Raw genomic sequence first — 18796 nt, 5'->3', positions numbered from 1 at the left:
GAGGATAAGATGGCGCTCAAGGCGAAATTTGGCGCGTGGCTGGGTGGGGCGGCGGTGCTGTTGTGCACCACCCTTTCGGCCGCGGCGGCGGACAAGGTGACGCTGCTGCTGAACTGGTACAATTACGGCGAGCATGCGCCCTTCTACCTCGGCATCGAGAAGGGATACTTCCCCGCCGAGGGCATTGAGCTTTCCGTGGAGGAGGGCCGTGGCTCCGGCGCGACCGTGCAGGCGGTGGCGGCAGGCTCCGCGACGTTCGGCTATGCGGACTTCGGCACCATGGTGAAGGCGGCAGTCAAAGGCGCGCCCATCAAGGCCGTCGGCATCATGCTGCAGAAAAGCCCCATGGCCGTGCAGGGTTTCGCGGACAAGAACATCCGCACCCCCAAGGACATGATCGGAAAGACTGTCGTCTATACACCGGGTGACAGTTTTTCCCAGCTGTGGCCGGCACTTCTGAAGGTCAACGGCATCCAGGACAGCCAGGTGAAGGTCATCACCGGTGATGCCGCCACCAAGCGCAACGCGGTGATTTCCGGCCAGGCGGACTTCCTCCTCGGCAACATCAACGACCAGAAGCCGCTGATCGAGGAAGCCACCGGAAAGCCTGTCTACGCCATGCTTTTCGCCGATTTCGGCGTCAACACGGTGAACGGCTCGGTCATCGTGCGGCCGGATCTTCTGGAGAAGAATCCCGACCTCGCCAAGCGTTTCCTGCGCGCGCTGCAGAAATCCATCGCCGAGGCCAAGGCTAACCCGCAGGCGGCGGTAGACGCCATGCTGAAGGTGAACCCAAAAGCCGGTAAACGCGAGACGCTTCTTGCGAGCTGGACTGTCACCCTGCCGCTGCTCCACACCGCGCTCACCGAGCAGAAGCCGCCGCTGTGGACGGACCCCAAGGATATTTCCGGCACGCTGGAAATACTCACGAAATACTCGGGCGTGGACCTCGACCCCGCCCAGGGTGCAAAGTTCTACACCAACGACTTCCTGCCGAACTGACAGCGATATCGGTGCTGTCAGGCCCCCTTTCACCAGGGGTATCGGTGCCGTTCGGGAGCGAGTCAGTCGAATGATGCCAGGGTCCCCGCCGCGCGCGGGGGCCGAGCCGTCGCCAGCCCGGCCCAACCCGCACGCAAAAAACCACCTAACCAGATAGTTACCACGAGGAGCCCCCATGGTCGCCGGCACCGCCCGCCTCTATGCCATCATCGGCGATCCCGTCGGCCATGTGCGCACGCCGCTCGTGTTCAATGCCTGGTTCGCCGAGCACGGCATCGATGCCGTCTGCGTGCCCATCCACATCCGCCCGGACGAACTTGAAACCGCGATGGCCGGCCTGAAGGCCATCGCCAATCTGGATGGCTTCATCGTCACGGCGCCGCACAAGGCGCGGGTGGCGGCCATTGTAGACCGGCTGGTGGGGGACGGGGATAAGGTGGGCGCGGTGAACACCGTGCGGCGGGAGGCGGATGGCAGCTTCACCGGCACCATGCTGGACGGCCACGGCTTCGTCGCCGGCCTCGCCAAGGCGGGCTGGGGGCCGCAGGGCAGATCCGTCTACATCGCCGGCGCCGGCGGGGCGGCGAGTGCCATTGCCTTCGCGCTGGCGGGGGCGGGCATGGCGCGGCTCACGATTTTCGATCGCACGCCGGACATCGGCCAGGCGCTGCTCGCGCGGGTGAAGGCGGCCTACCCGCACATCGAGACGGCGTTCGGCACGCGCGACCCCTCCGGCCATGATCTGGCGGTGAATGCAACGCCGCTGGGCCTTGAGCCGGATGATCCCTTCTCCTTCGATGTGGAGAAGGCGGACCCTTCCACCCTCGTCGCCGAGGTGCTGATGAAGCCGGAGACGACGGCCCTCCTTCACGCCGCAGCCGCGCGCGGCTGCGCCATCCACCAGGGCAGGCACATGCTGGATGGCCAGCGCGATCTGATGATGGCCTATTTCGGCATCACACCGCAGGCGAAGCCGTGAACCCGGAAGACGCCGCCCGCCTCGCCGGCCTGCTCCACGCCGCGCGGCAGGAGGCGCGGCTCGCGGACCTGCCGGCCGACGCCCGCCTGCCCGCGACGCCGGAGGAGGCCTATCAGGTGCAGGCCGAGATCGTCCGCCTCTCCGGGGAAGCCATCCTTGGCTGGCAAAAAATACTTGGCTGGAAGGTGACGGCGCTGAAGGAAGAGGACCGCGCGGCCTATGGCGGCACGCGGCCCGTGGCCGGCCCGCTGCTCTCCGGCTGGGTGTTTCCGTCGACCGCTGAGGTGCCGCTTTCCCGCTTCATCGCGCCGCTGCTGGAATGCGAATTCGCCTTCCTGCTGGGGCGAGACCTGCCCCCGCGCGAGACGCCCTACACGCTGGAGGAGATCGCGGAAGCGGTGGCCGCGCTCATCCCCGCCTTCGAGATCGCCGATGGCCGCGTGCCGCCGGAGGCCCCCGGCGCCCTGCGCCTTGCCGACAGCATGGGCAACGGCGCCTTCATCCCCGGCACGCCCGTGACCGACTGGCGCGCCCTCGACCGCGCCGGCCCCGTCACGCTCCGCATCGATGGCATCGAGATCGAGACCGGCAGCGGCGCCCGCATCCTCGGCGACCCCCTCAAGGCCGTCCAGCACCTCGCCAACGCCCAGCCCCTGAGCGCGCCGCTGCTGGCCGGACAGATCGTGACGACCGGCACGGCGACGACGCCGGTGCGGCTGGAAGGGGTGGGCCGGGTGGAGGCGGACTTTGGGGTGGTGGGAAGGGTGGCAATTCGATCCAAATCGCGCCTTTGAGGCGAACCCGTTGTTCACGGGTTGTAGAGAGCGATTATTCAAACACAGCCTGGTAGGGCAGATTGTCCGATGGGAAGCACACGTAGATAGGGATGGTGAGCTTTTCATTCATAAAGCTACAGAGAGCCTTTCAAGTACGTCGTTGAAATTATCTTGTAAGCGCGCTAAGCTAAGATGGCGCTTGGGACATCGGATCTGCGAGCGCAGCCTGAAAGCAGTTCCCGTTCGAACGCCGTGTTCGATCGGGCAGCGCAGTTGGTGGCGATTTAGGCCACTACGCGAAGCTTGCCGCTTGGCTAAAGGCCGCGCGGCAAAGCAAGCTTGGCAAGTCTCCATCCCCTAGAGGGATGGAGATGGCCACTCAGGTTGTTGATGCGCGGATAATGAGTTCTGCAGCAAGTTTGGCGCTGATCGATTCTGCGACTTTCAAGGCCCACGCGCCTGATCGCTTCAGCCAAGCCAAGGCGGCAGATTCATCTCCGCTCGAAAGCTTTTCAGCGGCCTTTTTGACGGCCTCGGCGGCTACCTCTTCATCCGGGTTTGATGCCTGTTCCTTGAGAATTTTGGCAAGCGCCTCAAGTTGAACTATGGCCTCATTTGATGCTCCGCCAAGGGTTGTTTGAGAGGCTGTGACGGACGAGTGGGATACCTCGCCTATGACGCCGATCGTGCCTGAATTGGTTATGTGGTTCTGCGTCATTACATAGTCTCCTAGCACAAATACCGTCGCTCGATCGTCTTGAGATCGTCGCTCGGAAATATAATCCTCGATAGCAGTTTGTACAGATGAGCGAGGATTGACAGCGGAAATTGCTGTCAATAAGCTATCATAATAACCAGGTAGTGCATGATCTCGATGCCAGAGCGCCGCCTCATAAAATGGTAGGCCGGTTTTCGAGTCGAGCCTCTTTCCGACCTGCCGATGATGGCGAAATGCATTTAGAAGAAATCGTTGCAGGCGGTCCGACTGAGGGGATCGCGGCGAAGGAGCAATTGCGCCCATTGAGACGGCTCGGAACGTCTTGGCGATGGCTTCGGTCTCTGCATGAAAGCGGCAGAGATAAAGTCTAATTTCTCGAGTCGGTCCGAGACGAGCACCCCTCGGTCGAGGCAAAAACCATACAGGGACATCGGCTGCAAATAGACGCTGGTGCCAAAATATCGCAGTCGGCGCATCTGGTCCCTCGGCTTCCATCACTCTGGCTACGTTAGGTACGCACAAAGTTCGACCATTGTGTTCAATCACAACGGCTGGCCGCCCAGCCAACACGAATCTCGAAGCAGCATCGGGGTTTGCCACGTGAGAGGTAGTGGCTCTGGCATAGGCCTGAGCCAGAGGGCCGCCCGCGGCTCCTAGACTTCGTGCGATGGTTCCTTCTGAGCTGAGCGGCAGTTTCAATAGACCGGCCACAACCTCGTCTACTCGAAGTAGATTGCCCGTGCTTCGGACAGGGCGGACATCAAAGCCGATTTCGAATTTTCCCGTTGCGACGCCGTCGGAAAAGAACCGACGATATGCGACTCGCAGCTTCCAATCGCCACTCTTAGTCACGAGCGAGCGCTGTAAGGATCCCGCAAATCGCAATCCGCGGCCGGCCTCACAGACTGCGGCTTCGCCCAACCACCCATTTAGTCCACCCGAAGGGCGCCGCCTGATGGCGCCAAAAGCCCTTAAAAAATCTTTGTCGGGCTCCGGTGCTGGCCAGCCCGGCACCGGTAGCCGGTTGGATTCTGCAGTGAAACCTCGAAGGTCAACAATCGGAATCTGAACGACGACGAGCATTCGGGCGCCTAGCTACGTGAACGTTTTAACGTGTAGCTTCAGGTTAGCACAACTTCAGTCCATTCTTGTCTAGGCGACAGCCGGCACTCGGGACCTTAAATTCCGATTTGGAGTTGGGAGGAAAGGCAAATGAATCCCGTGTTAGGCACTCGGTGCAAAGGTGCTCATCTCCGGCGATAAGGCAGGGAATTGGACACCCCCCTCAAAACCGCCCCTCCCGCCCCTCCTGAAACGCCTTGACCCCCTCCTGCCGTCCCTGATCGCTCATGCAGATCACGTGCAGTTCGTTCTCGTGGCGGATGCCGGCGTCCAGCGGCATGGAGAGGGCGGCGCGGGTGGCGGCTTTCACGGCCTGGGTGGCGAGGGGGCTGAAGGTGGCGATGCGCTGGGCCAGCGCCGTGGCATAAGCGTCGAGGGCGTCGTCTTCCACCACCTCCTCCACGAGGCCGATGGCGAGGGCGCGCGCCGCATCGATGGTGTCGCCGGAGAGCAGCAGGCGCATGGCCTGCCCATAGCCCACGAGGCGCGGCAGCATCTGGGAGGCGCCGCCGCCGCCCACCCAGCCGCGCGTCACCTCCGGCGCGCCGAATTTCGCGGACGTGCCGGCGATGCGGATGTCCGCCCCCAGCGCGATCTCCAGCCCCCCGCCCAGCACCCAGCCCCGCAGCAGCGCGATGACGGGCTTCCTCATGTCGCGCACCACGGCGGCATATTCGATGCGGTTGCGGAAGGCCCAGAGGTCGGTGATCTCGCCGAGGGCATTCATGTCCGAGCCGGCGGAAAACGCCTTCTCCCCGCCGCCGGTGAGCAGCACCACGCGCACTTGATCGTCCGTATCCAGCGCCGCGCAGGCCGCCGCGAGGTCGCGGGCCATGGCGGGGGTGATGGCATTGTGCTTGCGCGGCCGGTCGATGACGAGGCGCGCCACTGCCCCCTCGCGAACCACGCGGATGGCGCCGTCTGTGTCGCTCATGCTCCCTCTCCCGTGTGTGCGCGGGCGGAGCGGCGCTCCACCTCCTCGAAGATGGCGGAGACATCGCGGTCCGTGCCGCCATGGGCCATCATGTCTGTGAACAGGCCGGTGAGCGTGTCGAGCAAAGTGAGGCTCAGCCCCATCTCCCCCGCCAGCGCCTGCGCCGTCTTCAGGTCCTTCAGCTGATATTGCGCCGGGGAGCCGGGCACGAAATCCCGCGCCGCCATGCGCGCGCCGTGGAGGTTCAGCACCTTGGAATCGCCGAAGCCGCCCGTCAGCGCCGTGCGCAGGTTTTTAAGGTCCGCCCCGCCCCTGGCGGCGAAGGCGAACGCCTCAGCGACGCCGGCCATGGCCGCGCCGACGATGATCTGGTTGGCGAGCTTGGCGAGCTGCCCCGTCCCCACCGGCCCGATGCGCGTCGCCCGGCCCATGGGCGCGAAGAGGGGGGCGAGGTCGGCGATGGTGGCCGCATCCCCGCCCGCGAGGATGGCGAGGGTGCCCTCCCGCGCCCCCACCTCGCCGCCGGAGACGGGCGCATCCACGTAAGAGATGCCCCGCGCGGCGGCTTGGGCGGCCTGCGTCCGGCAGGTCTCGACGGGGATGGAACTCATCACCACCAGCGCCGCGCCGGGCTTGAGCGCATCGAGCGCCGCGCCGGAGAACAGCACCTCGTCGATCACCGCGCCGGTGGAGAGCATCACCACCGCCGCCTCCGCGCCCGCCAGCGCCTCTTCCGGCGTGTCGGCGAGGGTGGCGCCATATGCGAGAAGCGGCTCCGCCTTCGCCCGGCTGCGGTTCCAGGCGGCGACACGGAAGCCGGCCTGCGCGAGCCGCCGCGCCATGTGGCCGCCCATGATGCCGGTGCCGAGGAAGGCGATCCGCGCCCCCGGTGCGATCTCCGCCATGGTGTCCTCCCGAGGGTTTTTAAGCGGTCTTCGCTCAGGCGCCGCGCGGGCTTGAGCGCTTTAATCGGTCTTCGCCGCCTTCTTCACTGCCGCGAGCTGCTTGAATTCTTCGGACTTCTTGTAGAACGCATCCAGCGGATAGCAGCCGGAGACGATGCCGTTGCGCGGCGCGGACGTGCAGTCGGAGAAGGTGCGGCACACCTTCTTCTTCTGGAAGGGGCGCCCGTGCAGCACGTCCAGCGGCAGGTCGGGATAAGAGAGCACCATGCGGCCGAGACCGACGACATCCGTCCAGCCCTGCCGCACCTCCGCCTGCGCCACGTTGGGCAGGAATTCCTGCAGGTAGGTGTAGCCGGAGCCGATGAGGGTGAAATCCGGGAAGCGTTCCTTCAGCGCCCGCACCACCTCCAGATGGCGCATCACGCCCAAGAGCGGATCTTCCGGCGGCTGGTAGCCATCGGACGGCGGATAGCTCGCGGGGCGGGTGAGGTGCGGGTTGTAATAGGGGCTGCCAAGGGTGACGTTGACGAGGTGGATGTCGAGCGCGCGGAGCACCTCGAACACCTCGAAGGTCTCGTTGAGGTCATAGGCCGTGGGGTCGCCCGCGTCGGTGCCGAAGCCGTAGACATAGGGCAGGGCGCCGGCCGCGTTCTCCGGCACGCCGGGGCCGAGGATGCCGGGCACGCTCGCCGCAGGGTCCGGCCGGTAGGCGATGAGGTCGATGGCCGAGAGGCGCACGCCGAATTTCAGCCCCGGGCAGGCGGCGCGGATGCCGCTCGCGAGTTCCCGCAGGAAGCGGGTGCGGTTCTCCAAGGGTCCGCCGAAGGCGCCGGGGCGGGAGCGGGCGGAAAGGAATTCGTGGCCGAGATAGCCGTGGCAGTGCTTCAGATCCACGAAATCGAAGCCGCACGCCTGCGCGCGCCTGGCGGCGGTGATGTAATCGTCGATCAGCCGCCAGATGTCGTCGTCCGACATCACCGGATACTCTTCCGGGATGCCGAACTTCCGGTCGAGCACCGGGTGGCGGTAGAGGATCATCTGCTCGAACTTGCGATTGTCGTTCGGCTTGCAGAAGCGCCCCGAGTGGGTGAGCTGGAGGCCGATGACGAGATCGTCGTCGTTGCCGGTGGCCTCCCGGTGCGCCGCGATCACCGTCTCGCGCAGGCCGGCCATGGCGGATTGGGTCGCCTCGGTCATCACCAGCTGGAGCGGGTTGGCGCGGCCGTCATGGCGCACCGCCACCGCCTCGCCGCCATAGATGAGCTTCGCCCCGCTCTCGCCGAACCGCCGCCAGCGGCGGATGGTGTTCTCCGTGGGCGCGCCCTCCCGCGTGCCGTCCCAGCCCTCCATGGGGTGGATGGCGAAACGGTTACCGATGGTCATCCCGTCCACGGTCAGCGGCGCGGCCAACGGCTGGTCGGGGCCGTGGGCCACGATGTCGTCGCAGGGCATGTCCACGCCCAGCTCGGCGAGATGCGCGCGGAAGCCGGCGACGCCGTTGAACGAGGTGATCTTCGGGAAATCCCCATACTTCATGGAGGGCCTCCTTGGGGCGCGGTCCAGGCGTTTCTGGTGCGGGCCTTGCGGCGAGTGTTGTTGCTTATGTAACTGGTTAGTTAATATGGGTGGGGCGGGGCTGTCAATGCGGATGGGGCGCCGCGGGAGAGGATCGGCGCTTCGGCTATGCCGTTGCTTGAGCGAGGTATCCGTAGCCGTCGTCCTCCGACTTGATCGGAGGACCCATGGCGCCGTTTGCCACGTTCTTCGGCCACATGCTCCGGCGGAGGGATGGGCCCTCCGATCAAGTCGGAGGGCGACGGCGTTTGCCACCCTCGCGAGCCGGATCAGCACTCCACCTTCGGTGGGGCTGTCCGGGGACCAGACACGCTCGCCGCCCGCGCGGCTCACACCCTCTCGATATACCGCGTCACCACATCCACCACATGCCGGCGCCGCGTGGCGCGCTCGTCGGCTGTCGCGAGGTCGCGGCCGAAGGCGGTGGAGAGGGTGGGGTTGTTGGAGAAGTAGAAATAGCTGATGGCCGAGATGGTGAGATAGAGGTGCAGCGGGTCGATGCCGGGCCGCAGCGTGCCGTCGGCCGCGCCGCGTGCCAGGATGGCTTCCAGCCGGGCGATGAGGGAAATCTGCATCTCGCGCAGGCGCAGGGAGCGGCGCAGATATTCGCCCCCCAGCATGTTCTCGCTGTTGAGCAGCGGGATCAGATGGGGGTGCTGGGCGGGATAGTCGAACTTGAATTCGGTGAGGCAGGTGATGGCCGCGAGCGGGGCCATGGCCTCCAGCGCCAGCTCGGCCTCGGCGACGCGCATGTCGGTGTAGACGCGCTCCAGCACCGCCAGATACAGGTCTTCCTTGCTGCCGAAATAATAATAGATCATGCGCTTGTTGGCGCCGGCCTCCTCGGCCACCACGTCCACGCGCGCCCCGGCGAGGCCCTTGGCGGCGAATTCCGCCTCGGCGGCTTCGAGAATGTTCAGCCGCGTCTTGTCCGCATCCCGCGTCGCCGCCTCGCGCTGCGGGGCGGCGGTGGAAGCGCGGGCCGCCTTGCGGGCGGGAGGGGATGCGGGCATCGCAGGTTCCGGAACAGGCGGCGTGACAGGAACGGGCCCGCTCAAGCGCTGAGTCTTGCGCCGGGCCCGCGCGGCGAACGTTGCGACACGGCGAGCCGCTGTTCAAGTCCGATCGATTGCGGAAGGAACAGCGCGGCATCCATGGGTCGCAAATCCCCGGCGATGTCCGGGCGGAAATCCATGTGCGCGAGCACGTCGCGCTCCATGTCGATGCCGGGGGCGATCTCGATCAGCTCCAGCCGGCCGGAGGCGCCACGCCGGAACACGGCCCGCTCGGTGACGTAAAGCGCCTCCTGCCCGATGCCGGCGGCATAGGCACCGCTATAGGTGAGCTGCTGGAGGCGATCGACGAACTTGCGGTCGCGTCCCTCCTTGCGGATCACCGTCTTGCCGTCCGGCCAGGCCATGTCGAGCCCGCCGGAGGTGAAGGTGCCGGAGAAGACCACCTTCTTGGCGTTCTGCGAGATGTTGATGAAGCCGCCGGGGCCGATGATGCGGTCGGAGAAGCGCGAGACGTTCACCGAGCCCTGCGCGTCCACTTCCGCGAAGGAGAGGAAGGCGATGTCGAGCCCGCCGCCGTCGTAGAAATCGAACTGGTAGGGCTGGTCGATCATGGCGTGGAAGTTGCGGCTGGCGCCCACCTCGTTGCCGCTCGCCGGCGCGCCGCCGATGAGGCCCTGCTCGTTGGTCAGCGTAATGGCATCGAGGCACCCTTCCTCCGCCGCCACGGTGGCGATGCCGGTGGAGATGCCGGAGCCGAGGTTGCACACCGCGCCTTCATACAGCTCCAGCGCCGCGCGCCGGGCGATGACCTTCCGCGGATCGAACGGCAAGGGCGCGATGGCGGAGAGGGGGATCTTCAGCTCGCCCGCATAGGCGGGGTTGTAGTCCGAGACATAGGTCTGCATCTGGTCGGGATCGACCACCACCACATCCACCAGGATGCCGGGGATCTTCACCATCTTCGGGTTCAGGGTGCCGCGCCGGGCGATGCGCTTCACCTGTACGATCACGGTGCCGCCGGCGCGCTTGGTCGCCTGCGCCATGGAGATCATCTCGCCGAAGATGGCCTCCTGCTCCATGGAGATGTTGCCGTCCTCGTCCGCGGTGGTGCCACGCAGGAAGGCGATGTTGGGCACGAACGGCTTGTAGAAGAGCCATTCCCGGCCGGCGAGTTCCACCACCTCCACGAGATCTTCCGTGGCCGAAGGGCTCTGCCGGCCGCCGCCGAGGCGGGGGTCGATGAAGGTGTTGAGGCCCACATGGGTCACAAGGCCGGGACGGCCGGAGGCCATCTCGCGGGTGAGCTGGGAGAGGGCGCCCTGGGGCAGGGTGTAGGCCTCGACGCGGTCCTCCAGCGCCATCTTCTCCACCGGCGGGGAATCCACCAGCGTGCCGCAGACGACGCGCTTCAAGAGGTCGTCATGGGCGAGGTGGCCGACGCCGCGGGTCTTGCGGTCGCCGAGGCCCACGGGATGCACGGTGGTGAGGCCGCGCGGCGCGCCCTCTTTGAGGAAGCGATCGGCTACGGCGGCGATGAGGGTGTCCGGCACCGCATGGCCGCCGCCCGAGCCGCCGATGAGGATGGTGTCGCCACTCTCCACCAGCCGCGCGGCTTCCTCCGCGCTCAGAACGCGCATCGCCATGCCGATCCTCCCCTGCCATTCCGCCCATGCCGCGGGGCCGCCGGGCCTTCAGGCGCGGGGCTCCGTCTTGCTTAACTCACTAGTTAGTTATATGTCTCGATCCGTCCATCGTCAATTCGCCCCGTGCCGCGCGGGCGCGCCCTTGTGCGCGCCTCCAGGGCGGACGCGCGGCCCAACGCCACCGGATCGACCATGAGCAATTTCGAGACGCAGGACGTGCTCAGCGTCCATCACTGGACCGACACCCTGTTCAGCTTCCGCACCACCCGCAGCCCGGCGCTGCGCTTCATCAATGGCCAGTTCACCATGATCGGGCTGGAGGTGGATGGCCGGCCGCTGGTGCGCGCCTATTCCATCGTCTCGCCCAACTATGACGAGGAGCTGGAATTCTTCTCCATCAAGGTCCAGAACGGCCCGCTCACCTCGCGCCTCCAGCACCTGAAGGTGGGCGACCGCATTCTCGTCGGGAAGAAGCCCACGGGCACCCTCATCCATGACAATCTCCTGCCCGGCCGCACGCTCTATCTGCTCGGCACCGGCACGGGCCTCGCGCCCTTCCTCAGCATCATCCGCGACCCGGACACCTATGCGCGCTTCGACAAGGTGGTGCTGGCCCACGGCTGCCGCACGGTGGCGGAGCTGGCCTATTCCGACTACCTGACGAAGGAACTGCCCAACGATCCCTTCCTCGGCGAGGAGGTGCGGGCGCGGCTCATCTATTATCCCACCGTGACCCGCGAGCCGTTCCGCAACCAGGGCCGCCTCACCGACCTCATGACATCAGGCAAATTCTTCACTGACATCGGCCTGCCGCCCCTCGATAAAGAGCACGACCGGGTGATGCTGTGCGGCAGCCCCGCCATGATCGCCGACATCCGTGGCCTGCTCGATGGGCAGGGCTTCGTCGAGGGCAGCATGTCCGAGCCGGGGCATTATGTGATCGAGAAGGCGTTCGTGGAGAAGTAGGCGGCGCCCCGGGGGGATGAGCCGAAGCGCGCGAGGGCCTATCGCGGCGTCTGCGGTTCCACGTCCCTGAACAGGCGCTCCGCCATGTAATCGATGAAGACGCGCAAGCGCGGCGACACCAGACGGTTGGACGGCCACAGAATGCTGAATTGCCCAGGATCGGCGAGATGCTCGCCGAGAACGGTGTGCAGCAGGCCGTCCGCCACCGCATCCCGCGCCAGAAATTCCGGCATGTAGGCGATCCCCAGACCCGCAATCGCCGCCCCGCGCAGGGCCTCCATGTTGTTGCAGGTCAGGGGCGACGGACGACGGAAGGGATCGACCCCATCCGCGTCCCTGAGGGGCCATGTCTGCAGCTTGCCCGAGGTCGGGAAGCGGAAGCGAAGGCAATCGTGCCGTTCCAGATCCGGGGGAGCGTGCGGGATGCCGGTCCGCTTGAGATAGGCGGGAGAGGCGCACAGCACGAAGCGGAACGGGCCGAGCCGGCGCGACATCAGGCTGGAATCGGTCAGCGGACCGCTGCGGATCACCGCATCCAGTCCCTCCTCGACCACATCGACGAGGCGATCATTGAAGTCGATGTCCAGCTCGATGTCGGGATAGCGCCGCCGGAATTCCGGGATGACCGGCAGGAGGAAGCGGTAGCCGATGGTCGGCACGCCGACACGGAGCCGACCGCGGGGCGCGCGCGTCGCAGCCGACAGCATCGCCTCGGCGTCGCGCAGATCGTCCAGAATGCGCCGGCAGCGCTCGTGGAAGGCCGCGCCTTCCTCGGTGAGCGAAATGCGCCGTGTGGTGCGATGGAACAGCCGCGCGCCAACGCTGTCTTCCAGCTTGGCGATGCTCTTGCCGACGGCGGAAGCGGATATGCCGAGCGCACGGGCCGCCGCCACGAAGCTCTGATGCTCCGCCGCCTGCACGAACGCCGCGATGCCGCTCAAACTTTCCATGCCGGCATATTGGGGAATTTTTCTCCGTAATCAATGGACATCAGAGTCATTTATCGCGCTTTCACTCCGCGATAGTTCCGGCCCGGCGGCTTGATGCGTCCGCATCGCCCGCGTCCAAGCAGAGACGGAAAGCCCCGCATGTCCGCCACGTTCGCTGCCCCCGCCACGGGCAAGACATCGATCCTGATGGCGGTCTGCCTTGCTGCGCTCGTTCTGCCCCTCAGCTTTTCCGGCGGGGCGGTGGCCACCCCGGCCATCGGCGGCGACCTCGGCGGGAGCCCGACGGCGCTCAACTGGATCACCAACGCCTTCATGCTGACGTTCGGCAGCTCCCTCATGGCGGCGGGCGCCCTCGCCGACCAGTTCGGCCGCCGGCGCCTGTTCATGACCGGCATCATCGCCTTCGCGGTGCTCTCCCTCGGTTTGAGCCTGGCGCCGTCCATCCTCATCCTCGACCTGCTTCGCGGCGGACAGGGCTTTGCCGCAGCCGCCGCGCTCGCCGGCGGAACGGCGGCGCTGGCGCAGGAGTTCGAGGGGCACGCGCGGACGCGGGCGTTCAGCTTTCTCGGTACGACATTCGGTGTCGGGCTGGCCTTCGGACCGCTTCTGGCGGGCTTTCTCATCGGGATGTCCGGCTGGCGGGCCATCTTCCTCTCGGGGACGCTGATCGGCGCGCTCTCCGTGCTTCTGACGGCCCGGACGATGCGGGAAAGCCGGGACCCCGACGCCCTTGGCCTCGACTGGCCGGGGGCAGTGACCTTCACGGCAACACTGACGCTGTTCACCTATGGCGTCATCGAAGCGCCGGAGATGGGCTGGGGCCACCCGATCGTCCTCGCAGCGCTGCTCGGGGCGGCGGTCATGCTCGCCGCGTTCATTCGTGTGGAGACGAGAGCGGCGCGGCCGATGCTGGATCTCTCCCTTTTTCGATATCCCCGCTTTGTCGGCGTGCAGGTTCTGCCCATCGCCACCTGCTATTGCTACGTGGTCCTTCTGGTTCTGCTGCCCCTGCGCTTCATCGGCGTTGGCGGACATTCCGCGTTCGATGCGGGCGTGCTGCTCATCGCCCTGTCCGTACCGATGCTGATCGTGCCGCTGGTGGCCTCCTATCTCGTGCGATGGGTGTCGGCGGGCGTCCTGTCCGGCGCGGGTCTGCTGCTGGCCGCGCTCGGACTGTTCTGGCTCGGCCGCATCGATCCCGCCGCCAAGGGCATGGCCGTAATGCTCCCCATGCTGCTCATCGGCATTGGAACCGGCTTCCCCTGGGGGCTTATGGATGGGCTTTCCGTCAGCGTGGTCCCCCGGGAGCGCGCCGGCATGGCGACCGGCATCTTCAGCACCACACGGGTGGCGGGAGAGGGCATCGCATTGGCCATCGTCAACGCCATTCTGGCGGGTCTCGTCAAAGCCCGGCTGGCCGCCTTGGTCTCGGCGGGCGATGGGAGCGCAGGCGCGGCCGCGCAGCGGCTGGCGATGGGCGATGTTCGCGGCGCATCCGAGCTTCTGCCGGGTCTGACGGCGTCGCAGCTCCGCGAGAGCTATGCCGTCGCCTTTCAGCATCTGAGCCTCGTGCTCATCGCTGTCACGGCGGTTTCTGCGCTCGTCATTCTCGCGCTGCTCCGCCAGCCGGCGCCGGAGACGGGCGAAGCGGGCGAGGAGGCTTTCGTGGAGAAGTAGGGGGCGGGATCTGCGCTCCGGCGCGCCCCTCCCACCGCGGGCGATGACGGCCTCGAAAGGGGGCAGCAAAACAAAACGGGCGAAAACGACGCTCCCGCCCTGTCACGCTTCTTGCTTGGCCTCCGCCATGGCCATGAAATTCTACATGACGCCCGGGTCCTGCTCCACGGGCATCCACATCCTGCTCGAGACGCTGGAACTGCCGTTCGAGGCGTGGATCATCAACATCCCCGCCGGCGACCATTTGCGTCCCGACTATCTCAAGATCAACCCGCGTGGCACCATCCCGACGCTGGTGCCGGATGGCGGCGAACCCTTGTGCGACTTCAGGTCCATCGCCCTCTGGCTCGCCCGCACCTATCCGCGCGGCAAGCTTTTGCCGGAGGACCCGGCGCTGGCCGCTCAGGCCGAAGAGCTGATGAATTTCGCCATCGGCCAGCTGCACGGCGAGGGCTTCACCCGCGTGTTCGTGGCCGAGCGCTATGTCGCGCCGGAAGACACAGGACGTCTGAAAGACGACGTGACATCCCACGGCCGGGAGATCGTGACACAGGGGTTCGATGTGGTGGAGCGCCGCCTGCCGGCCGAGGGCTTCGCCGTGGGGGATCGCTTCTCCATCGCCGATGCGGCGCTGTTCTACAACGAGTTCTGGGCCGACCGTATCGGCATCCCCCTGCCGCCCAAGGTGAAGGCCCATTACCAGCGCCTGCGCGCCCGCCCCGTGGTGCGGCAGGTGCTGGCCGAGGAGGGCTACCGGACCTGAGCCGGGCCATCGTCGTCCCACTGTCAGACAACCGTCGTATCTGACCCCCGCCGAAAGTCCCACACAGCCTTTCGACACCCGGCGCTGGCCCTCGTGGCCGGCGCACGGGCGGGCTGTGCGTTGCGAGGGAGGCGGAGGCATGGAGAAGACCCTGATCGTCGAGGCGCTCGGCGAGGGCGGGTTGCTGCTCCCCGCCCGGCTGGAGCGCGCGCTCGCCGCCAATGATCGCGCCAAGCTGCGCATGACCGCCCTGCAGGACGCCGCCGCCCGTGCCCGTGCGCCCGCCACGCCTCTTCGCCCGCTGGACGCCGAGGCCCGCGCCGCCGGCCTCACCGGCGACGGGCTCGACGCGGCCATCGCCAGCGCCCGGCTGCTCGACGGCGGCGGCTATCAGGTCAGCGGCGCCGGCCGGCTGACGCAGGCGATCCTCGACGACATCGCCGCCATGGCCGATCCGCTGGCGGCGGCGGGCGAGGCGGGCGCGGAAACCTTCGCCGCGCGTCTCGCCGCCCTGCGCACGGCGTTCGGCGGGGGCACGGACGACATCCTCTCCGAGGCTGATCTGGTGCGCCTCACCAGCGCCCGACGCGGCCGGGCGGACAGCGCGCATCTCCTCGTCATGGACCTGCACAAGGCGCTGAACCGCCTCTCCGCTTCCCTCTCCGTCGAGACGGTGGCGGGCGCGCGCACCCTCGGCATCGCGGAAGGGGACAAGCCGCGCATCGCCGCCTTCATGGCGGGGCTCGGCGAGACGCGGGGGCTGATCTTCGGCCATCCCGGCCTCGACACCACGGCGAGCCGCAGCGGCGCGCGCCTCGTGATCCAGAACGACATCGGCACCACCGATGCCCATGTCATCATCATCGCCGTGGAAGGGCTCACGGCCACCGTCACCTACACGGACGTGCACCGCTCCCGCGCGAAATTCTTCATCTCTTTGTTCTCGGATGCGGGGGCCGAGTGGACGCCGCTGGCCGAGCGCACGGCGGCGGGCATCGCGGGCGGGGCGGCCTTCCACCTCGTCACCGGCCGCTTCGCCGCGACCGACGCGGAGGCGCTGGACGGCTTTCTGGCGGCGGTGGGCCGCAACATCGTCTTCCTCATCGACTGGAACAAGGCGCGCAAGGCGCTCCAGACCTTCGTGGACAAGGCGACCGCCATCGCCCTGCTGCGCACCGCCGCGCGCGGGGCCATCGGCCATCGCGGCTTTCTGGAGATGGGCGGGCCGGAACTGGTGTTCGACGCCGTGCGCCGCAGCGCCGAGGGGCGGGTGCCCTATGGCGCGCGGCTCGACCGGGTGCTGGGGCGCGAGGGCGCGGCGCGCTTCCTCGCCGAGGTGCTGCGCCTCGCCAGCGAGGGGCTGGCCGCCGGCCGTTCCGCCCGGCTCATCCGCGACGAGGTGCGCGCCGAACTCGCGCGCAGCTTCGGCTCGGTGGAGGAGGAGATGCTGGCCGTGGTGCTGCGCCAGCTCGGCATCGCCCGCATGCTCGCCGGCGAGGTGGCCGGCGTGCTCGATGCGCCCTCGGGCCTCTCCGATGTGGCCCGCGATGCGCTCCGCCGCCACGCCAAGCGCCTGGAGGAGAAAGCCGACCGGCAGATCATCGGCGCCCGCGAGCGGGCGAGCGGCCCCTTCGGGCAGGGTGGGCGCTTCCTGCCCGTGGCGGATGCCGCCGAGCAGGCGGTGGATGCGTTCGAGGAGGCCGCCTTCCTCGCCAGCGCCGCGCGGCTGAAGCCCGGGGACGCCGTGCCGCCCTTGCGCGATCTCGCCGCCGGCGCGGTGGTCTGCTGCTCCGACCTCGTGCGGGCAGTGGCCGCCGCCAGCGAAGGCTCGGCCGGCCGGCGGGAGGACGTGACCGACACGCTGGAAGCCATCGACGCCGTGACCGAGGGCGAGCGCCGGGCGGACGCCGCCCATCGCCGGGTGCAGGAAGCGGCCCTGACGCCGGGAGGAAGCGATCCCGCCGATGCCGGGGCGCTGGTCGCGACCCTGGAACTCGCCCGCGCCATCGAGGGCGCCACCGACGAACTGGCCCGCGCCGCCCTCGCGCTGCGCGCCTCGGTGCTGGAGGAGATGGCCCCGTGAAGCACGAAACCCCGCACGCGCACCCCATCGCCTTCATTGGCCCCGGCGGCACCAAAGCGCCCCTCACCCCGCACGACTTCGGCTCCAAGGCCGCCCAGCTCTGGCGCATGAATGCGCTGGGGCTCGATGTGCCGCCCGCCTTCGTGCTCTCCACCGCGCTCTGCGGTGAACGGCGTGCGGGCGAGGTGCGGCGCCTGCTGGAGGAGGGCCTGAGCTTCGTTGAGGCGGCCACCGGCCGGCGCTTCGGCGACCGCCGCCGCCCGCTCCTCGTCTCGGTGCGCTCCGGCGCGGAAAAGTCCATGCCGGGGATGCTGGAGACGGTGCTGGACGTGGGCATGACCGCGGAGACCGCGCGCGGCCTCATGCGCCTTCACGGCAACCCGCGCCTCGCCTTCGACTGCCATCGCCGCTTCATTGAGGGCTGGTGCGAGGTGGTGGCCGGCCTGCCCCGCGCGCCGTTCGAGCAGGTGCAGCGCGACCTCATCGCCGCCGAGCAGGCCGGTAGCGAGCAGGGGCTGGACCCGGAGGCGCTGGAGCGCCTCGCCGCGCGCTATCTGGACCTTGCCCGCGACAGCTACGGCGCGATCGTGCCCGAAGATCCCCGCGACCAGCTCGCCGAGGCGGTGGAGGCGGTGTTCCGCTCCTGGGCCGCCCCGAAAGCCGTCGAATATCGCCGGCTGAACCATCTGGAGCATCTGGTCGGCACGGCGGTGACGGTGCAGGCCATGGTGTTTGGCAATGCCGGCGTGCGCTCCGGCTCGGGCGTCGCCTTCTCGCGCAATCCGGCGAGCGGGGCGCCCGGCCTCTATGCCGACCTGCTGTTCGATGCGCAGGGGGAGGATGTGGTCTCCGGCCGCCGCCAGCCGGTGGGGCTCGACCGCCTCGGCGCGGTGCTCCCGGATGTCGCGTCGGCGCTGGCCGAGGGCGTCGCGGCGCTGGAGCGGCATTATCGCGATGTGCAGGACGTGGAATTCACCTTCGAGGAAGGCCGCCTCTATTTCCTCCAGACCCGCGCCGCCAAGCGCACGCCGCGCGCCGCGCTGAAGATCGCGGTGGACATGGTGGCGGAAGGCGCCATTACCCCGGCCGAGGGGCTGGCGCTGCTGGAGGGCGTGGACCTCTCCGCCGTCGCCGCCACCCGTTTTTCCGGCGCTGCGGAGCCGATGGCGCACGGCGTCGCCGCCTCGCCCGGCACGGTGAGCGGCCGGGTGGCGTTCGACGAAGAGGGCGCCCGCCGCCTTGCCGGGGCGGGCGACCCCGTGATCCTGCTGCGCCCGGATGTGGCCACCGACGACATCGCCGCGCTGGCGCTCGCCGCCGGCATCCTCACCAGCGTCGGCGGGCGCACCGCCCATGCCGCCGTGGTGGCGCGCCAGCTCGGCCGGGCCTGCGTGGTCGGCTGCGCCGCGTTGGTCATCGATCCCGCCGCCCGCCGCGCCCGGCTCGGGGCCGAGACGCTGGCGGAGGGGGACTGGCTCTCCCTCGACGGCGAGGCCGGCAGCGTCTTCATGGGCCGGCGCGCGGTGGTGTCGGAAGAGCCGGAGGCGGAGCTTGCGGCGGTGAACGGCTGGCGCGTGGCTGCGCCGTCCCCGGCGTGAGGCCTCGGCGCCGATCCATCAGCGGGCCTCCATTCATCAGGGGACCTCATGGGTTGCAGCTCAAACTCTCATTAGGCTGAATGGATCGC

At 67.9% G+C, this 18796-nt stretch carries 15 protein-coding genes; 8 read left to right on the top strand and 7 right to left on the bottom strand.

Annotated features, from left to right (window positions below; all coding sequences use genetic code 11):
* Nucleotides 1–9 precede the first annotated feature (9 nt).
* The 3 genes from EJ105_RS02985 (at nucleotide 10) to EJ105_RS27965 (ending at nucleotide 2775) form a co-directional block, all read left to right on the top strand.
* Nucleotides 10–1002 (top strand): ABC transporter substrate-binding protein, encoded by a 993-nt coding sequence (locus tag EJ105_RS02985; RefSeq protein ID WP_250165244.1) that lies wholly within the window; start codon nucleotides 10–12, stop codon nucleotides 1000–1002.
* Between the two features lie 175 nt (nucleotides 1003–1177).
* The gene (locus tag EJ105_RS02980; protein WP_250165243.1) at nucleotides 1178–1981 is read left to right on the top strand and encodes a shikimate dehydrogenase family protein; all 804 of its coding nucleotides are present in this window, start codon (nucleotides 1178–1180) and stop codon (nucleotides 1979–1981) included.
* Entirely contained in the window at nucleotides 1978–2775 is a 798-nt protein-coding gene (locus tag EJ105_RS27965; RefSeq protein ID WP_250165242.1) for a 2-keto-4-pentenoate hydratase, read from the top strand. Before EJ105_RS02980 ends, EJ105_RS27965 begins: the two co-directional genes overlap by 4 nt.
* Before the next feature lie 361 nt (nucleotides 2776–3136).
* Here the strand turns inward: EJ105_RS27965 and EJ105_RS02970 are convergent, their stop codons facing one another.
* From EJ105_RS02970 to EJ105_RS02945, 6 genes are all read right to left on the bottom strand, one after another.
* Nucleotides 3137–4558: a hypothetical protein gene (locus EJ105_RS02970; RefSeq protein WP_250165241.1), complete on the bottom strand. Its 1422-nt coding sequence runs from the start codon at nucleotides 4556–4558 to the stop codon at nucleotides 3137–3139.
* A 202-nt stretch (nucleotides 4559–4760) separates the two neighbouring features.
* The gene (locus EJ105_RS02965; protein ID WP_250165240.1) at nucleotides 4761–5531 is read right to left on the bottom strand and encodes an enoyl-CoA hydratase/isomerase family protein; all 771 of its coding nucleotides are present in this window, start codon (nucleotides 5529–5531) and stop codon (nucleotides 4761–4763) included.
* On the bottom strand, nucleotides 5528–6436 hold the full coding sequence (locus EJ105_RS02960; RefSeq protein ID WP_250165239.1) for an NAD(P)-dependent oxidoreductase: 909 nt from the start codon (nucleotides 6434–6436) through the stop codon (nucleotides 5528–5530). Before EJ105_RS02960 ends, EJ105_RS02965 begins: the two co-directional genes overlap by 4 nt.
* A 60-nt stretch (nucleotides 6437–6496) precedes the next feature.
* Entirely contained in the window at nucleotides 6497–7972 is a 1476-nt protein-coding gene (locus EJ105_RS02955) for an oxidoreductase (protein ID WP_250165238.1), read from the bottom strand.
* A gap of 368 nt (nucleotides 7973–8340) precedes the next feature.
* Nucleotides 8341–9024, bottom strand: coding sequence for a TetR/AcrR family transcriptional regulator (locus EJ105_RS02950; RefSeq protein WP_250165237.1), 684 nt, complete (start codon nucleotides 9022–9024; stop codon nucleotides 8341–8343).
* Between the two features lie 41 nt (nucleotides 9025–9065).
* Nucleotides 9066–10670: an acyl CoA:acetate/3-ketoacid CoA transferase gene (locus EJ105_RS02945; RefSeq protein ID WP_250165236.1), complete on the bottom strand. Its 1605-nt coding sequence runs from the start codon at nucleotides 10668–10670 to the stop codon at nucleotides 9066–9068.
* A gap of 192 nt (nucleotides 10671–10862) precedes the next feature.
* Here EJ105_RS02945 and EJ105_RS02940 point away from each other — a divergent pair, with 192 nt between their 5' ends.
* Nucleotides 10863–11636: a ferredoxin--NADP reductase gene (locus EJ105_RS02940; RefSeq protein WP_250165235.1), complete on the top strand. Its 774-nt coding sequence runs from the start codon at nucleotides 10863–10865 to the stop codon at nucleotides 11634–11636.
* A gap of 38 nt (nucleotides 11637–11674) precedes the next feature.
* Here EJ105_RS02940 and EJ105_RS02935 read toward each other — a convergent pair whose 3' ends face one another.
* Nucleotides 11675–12586 carry a LysR family transcriptional regulator gene (locus tag EJ105_RS02935; protein ID WP_250165234.1) on the bottom strand — a complete coding sequence of 304 codons (912 nt, stop codon included), beginning with the start codon at nucleotides 12584–12586 and terminating at the stop codon, nucleotides 11675–11677.
* A gap of 138 nt (nucleotides 12587–12724) precedes the next feature.
* On the opposite strand from EJ105_RS02935, the gene EJ105_RS02930 reads away from it, so the two are divergent.
* From EJ105_RS02930 to EJ105_RS02915, 4 genes are all read left to right on the top strand, one after another.
* Nucleotides 12725–14263, top strand: a complete 1539-nt coding sequence (locus EJ105_RS02930) for an MFS transporter (RefSeq protein WP_250165233.1) — start codon at nucleotides 12725–12727, stop codon at nucleotides 14261–14263.
* Nucleotides 14264–14396: 133 nt separating this feature from the next.
* A complete protein-coding gene (locus tag EJ105_RS02925; protein ID WP_250165548.1) occupies nucleotides 14397–15026 on the top strand; it encodes a glutathione S-transferase family protein in 630 nt (209 codons plus the stop codon).
* Nucleotides 15027–15165: 139 nt separating this feature from the next.
* The gene (locus EJ105_RS02920) at nucleotides 15166–17109 is read left to right on the top strand and encodes a hypothetical protein (protein ID WP_250165232.1); all 1944 of its coding nucleotides are present in this window, start codon (nucleotides 15166–15168) and stop codon (nucleotides 17107–17109) included.
* Entirely contained in the window at nucleotides 17106–18707 is a 1602-nt protein-coding gene (locus EJ105_RS02915) for a PEP/pyruvate-binding domain-containing protein (protein WP_250165231.1), read from the top strand. The genes EJ105_RS02920 and EJ105_RS02915 overlap by 4 nt, the downstream gene beginning before the upstream one ends.
* Nucleotides 18708–18796 lie beyond the last annotated feature (89 nt).

Source organism: Xanthobacter aminoxidans (genome assembly GCF_023571765.1).
GTDB lineage: Bacteria > Pseudomonadota > Alphaproteobacteria > Rhizobiales > Xanthobacteraceae > Xanthobacter > Xanthobacter aminoxidans.
Note: the sequence above shows the minus strand (reverse complement) of the source record. Positions and strands in the feature narration are given on the sequence as shown.

What these genes read in the sequence shown, in the direction of transcription:
- EJ105_RS02985 (WP_250165244.1), top strand. Translation starts at nt 10, where the DNA reads ATGGCGCTCAAGGCGAAATTTGGCGCGTGGCTGGGTGGGGCGGCGGTG.
- EJ105_RS02980 (WP_250165243.1), top strand. Translation starts at nt 1,178, where the DNA reads ATGGTCGCCGGCACCGCCCGCCTCTATGCCATCATCGGCGATCCCGTC.
- EJ105_RS02970 (WP_250165241.1), bottom strand. Translation starts at nt 4,558, where the DNA reads ATGCTCGTCGTCGTTCAGATTCCGATTGTTGACCTTCGAGGTTTCACT.
- EJ105_RS02965 (WP_250165240.1), bottom strand. Translation starts at nt 5,531, where the DNA reads ATGAGCGACACAGACGGCGCCATCCGCGTGGTTCGCGAGGGGGCAGTG.
- EJ105_RS02960 (WP_250165239.1), bottom strand. Translation starts at nt 6,436, where the DNA reads ATGGCGGAGATCGCACCGGGGGCGCGGATCGCCTTCCTCGGCACCGGC.
- EJ105_RS02955 (WP_250165238.1), bottom strand. Translation starts at nt 7,972, where the DNA reads ATGAAGTATGGGGATTTCCCGAAGATCACCTCGTTCAACGGCGTCGCC.
- EJ105_RS02950 (WP_250165237.1), bottom strand. Translation starts at nt 9,024, where the DNA reads ATGCCCGCATCCCCTCCCGCCCGCAAGGCGGCCCGCGCTTCCACCGCC.
- EJ105_RS02945 (WP_250165236.1), bottom strand. Translation starts at nt 10,670, where the DNA reads ATGGCGATGCGCGTTCTGAGCGCGGAGGAAGCCGCGCGGCTGGTGGAG.
- EJ105_RS02940 (WP_250165235.1), top strand. Translation starts at nt 10,863, where the DNA reads ATGAGCAATTTCGAGACGCAGGACGTGCTCAGCGTCCATCACTGGACC.
- EJ105_RS02935 (WP_250165234.1), bottom strand. Translation starts at nt 12,586, where the DNA reads ATGGAAAGTTTGAGCGGCATCGCGGCGTTCGTGCAGGCGGCGGAGCAT.
- EJ105_RS02930 (WP_250165233.1), top strand. Translation starts at nt 12,725, where the DNA reads ATGTCCGCCACGTTCGCTGCCCCCGCCACGGGCAAGACATCGATCCTG.
- EJ105_RS02925 (WP_250165548.1), top strand. Translation starts at nt 14,397, where the DNA reads ATGAAATTCTACATGACGCCCGGGTCCTGCTCCACGGGCATCCACATC.
- EJ105_RS02920 (WP_250165232.1), top strand. Translation starts at nt 15,166, where the DNA reads ATGGAGAAGACCCTGATCGTCGAGGCGCTCGGCGAGGGCGGGTTGCTG.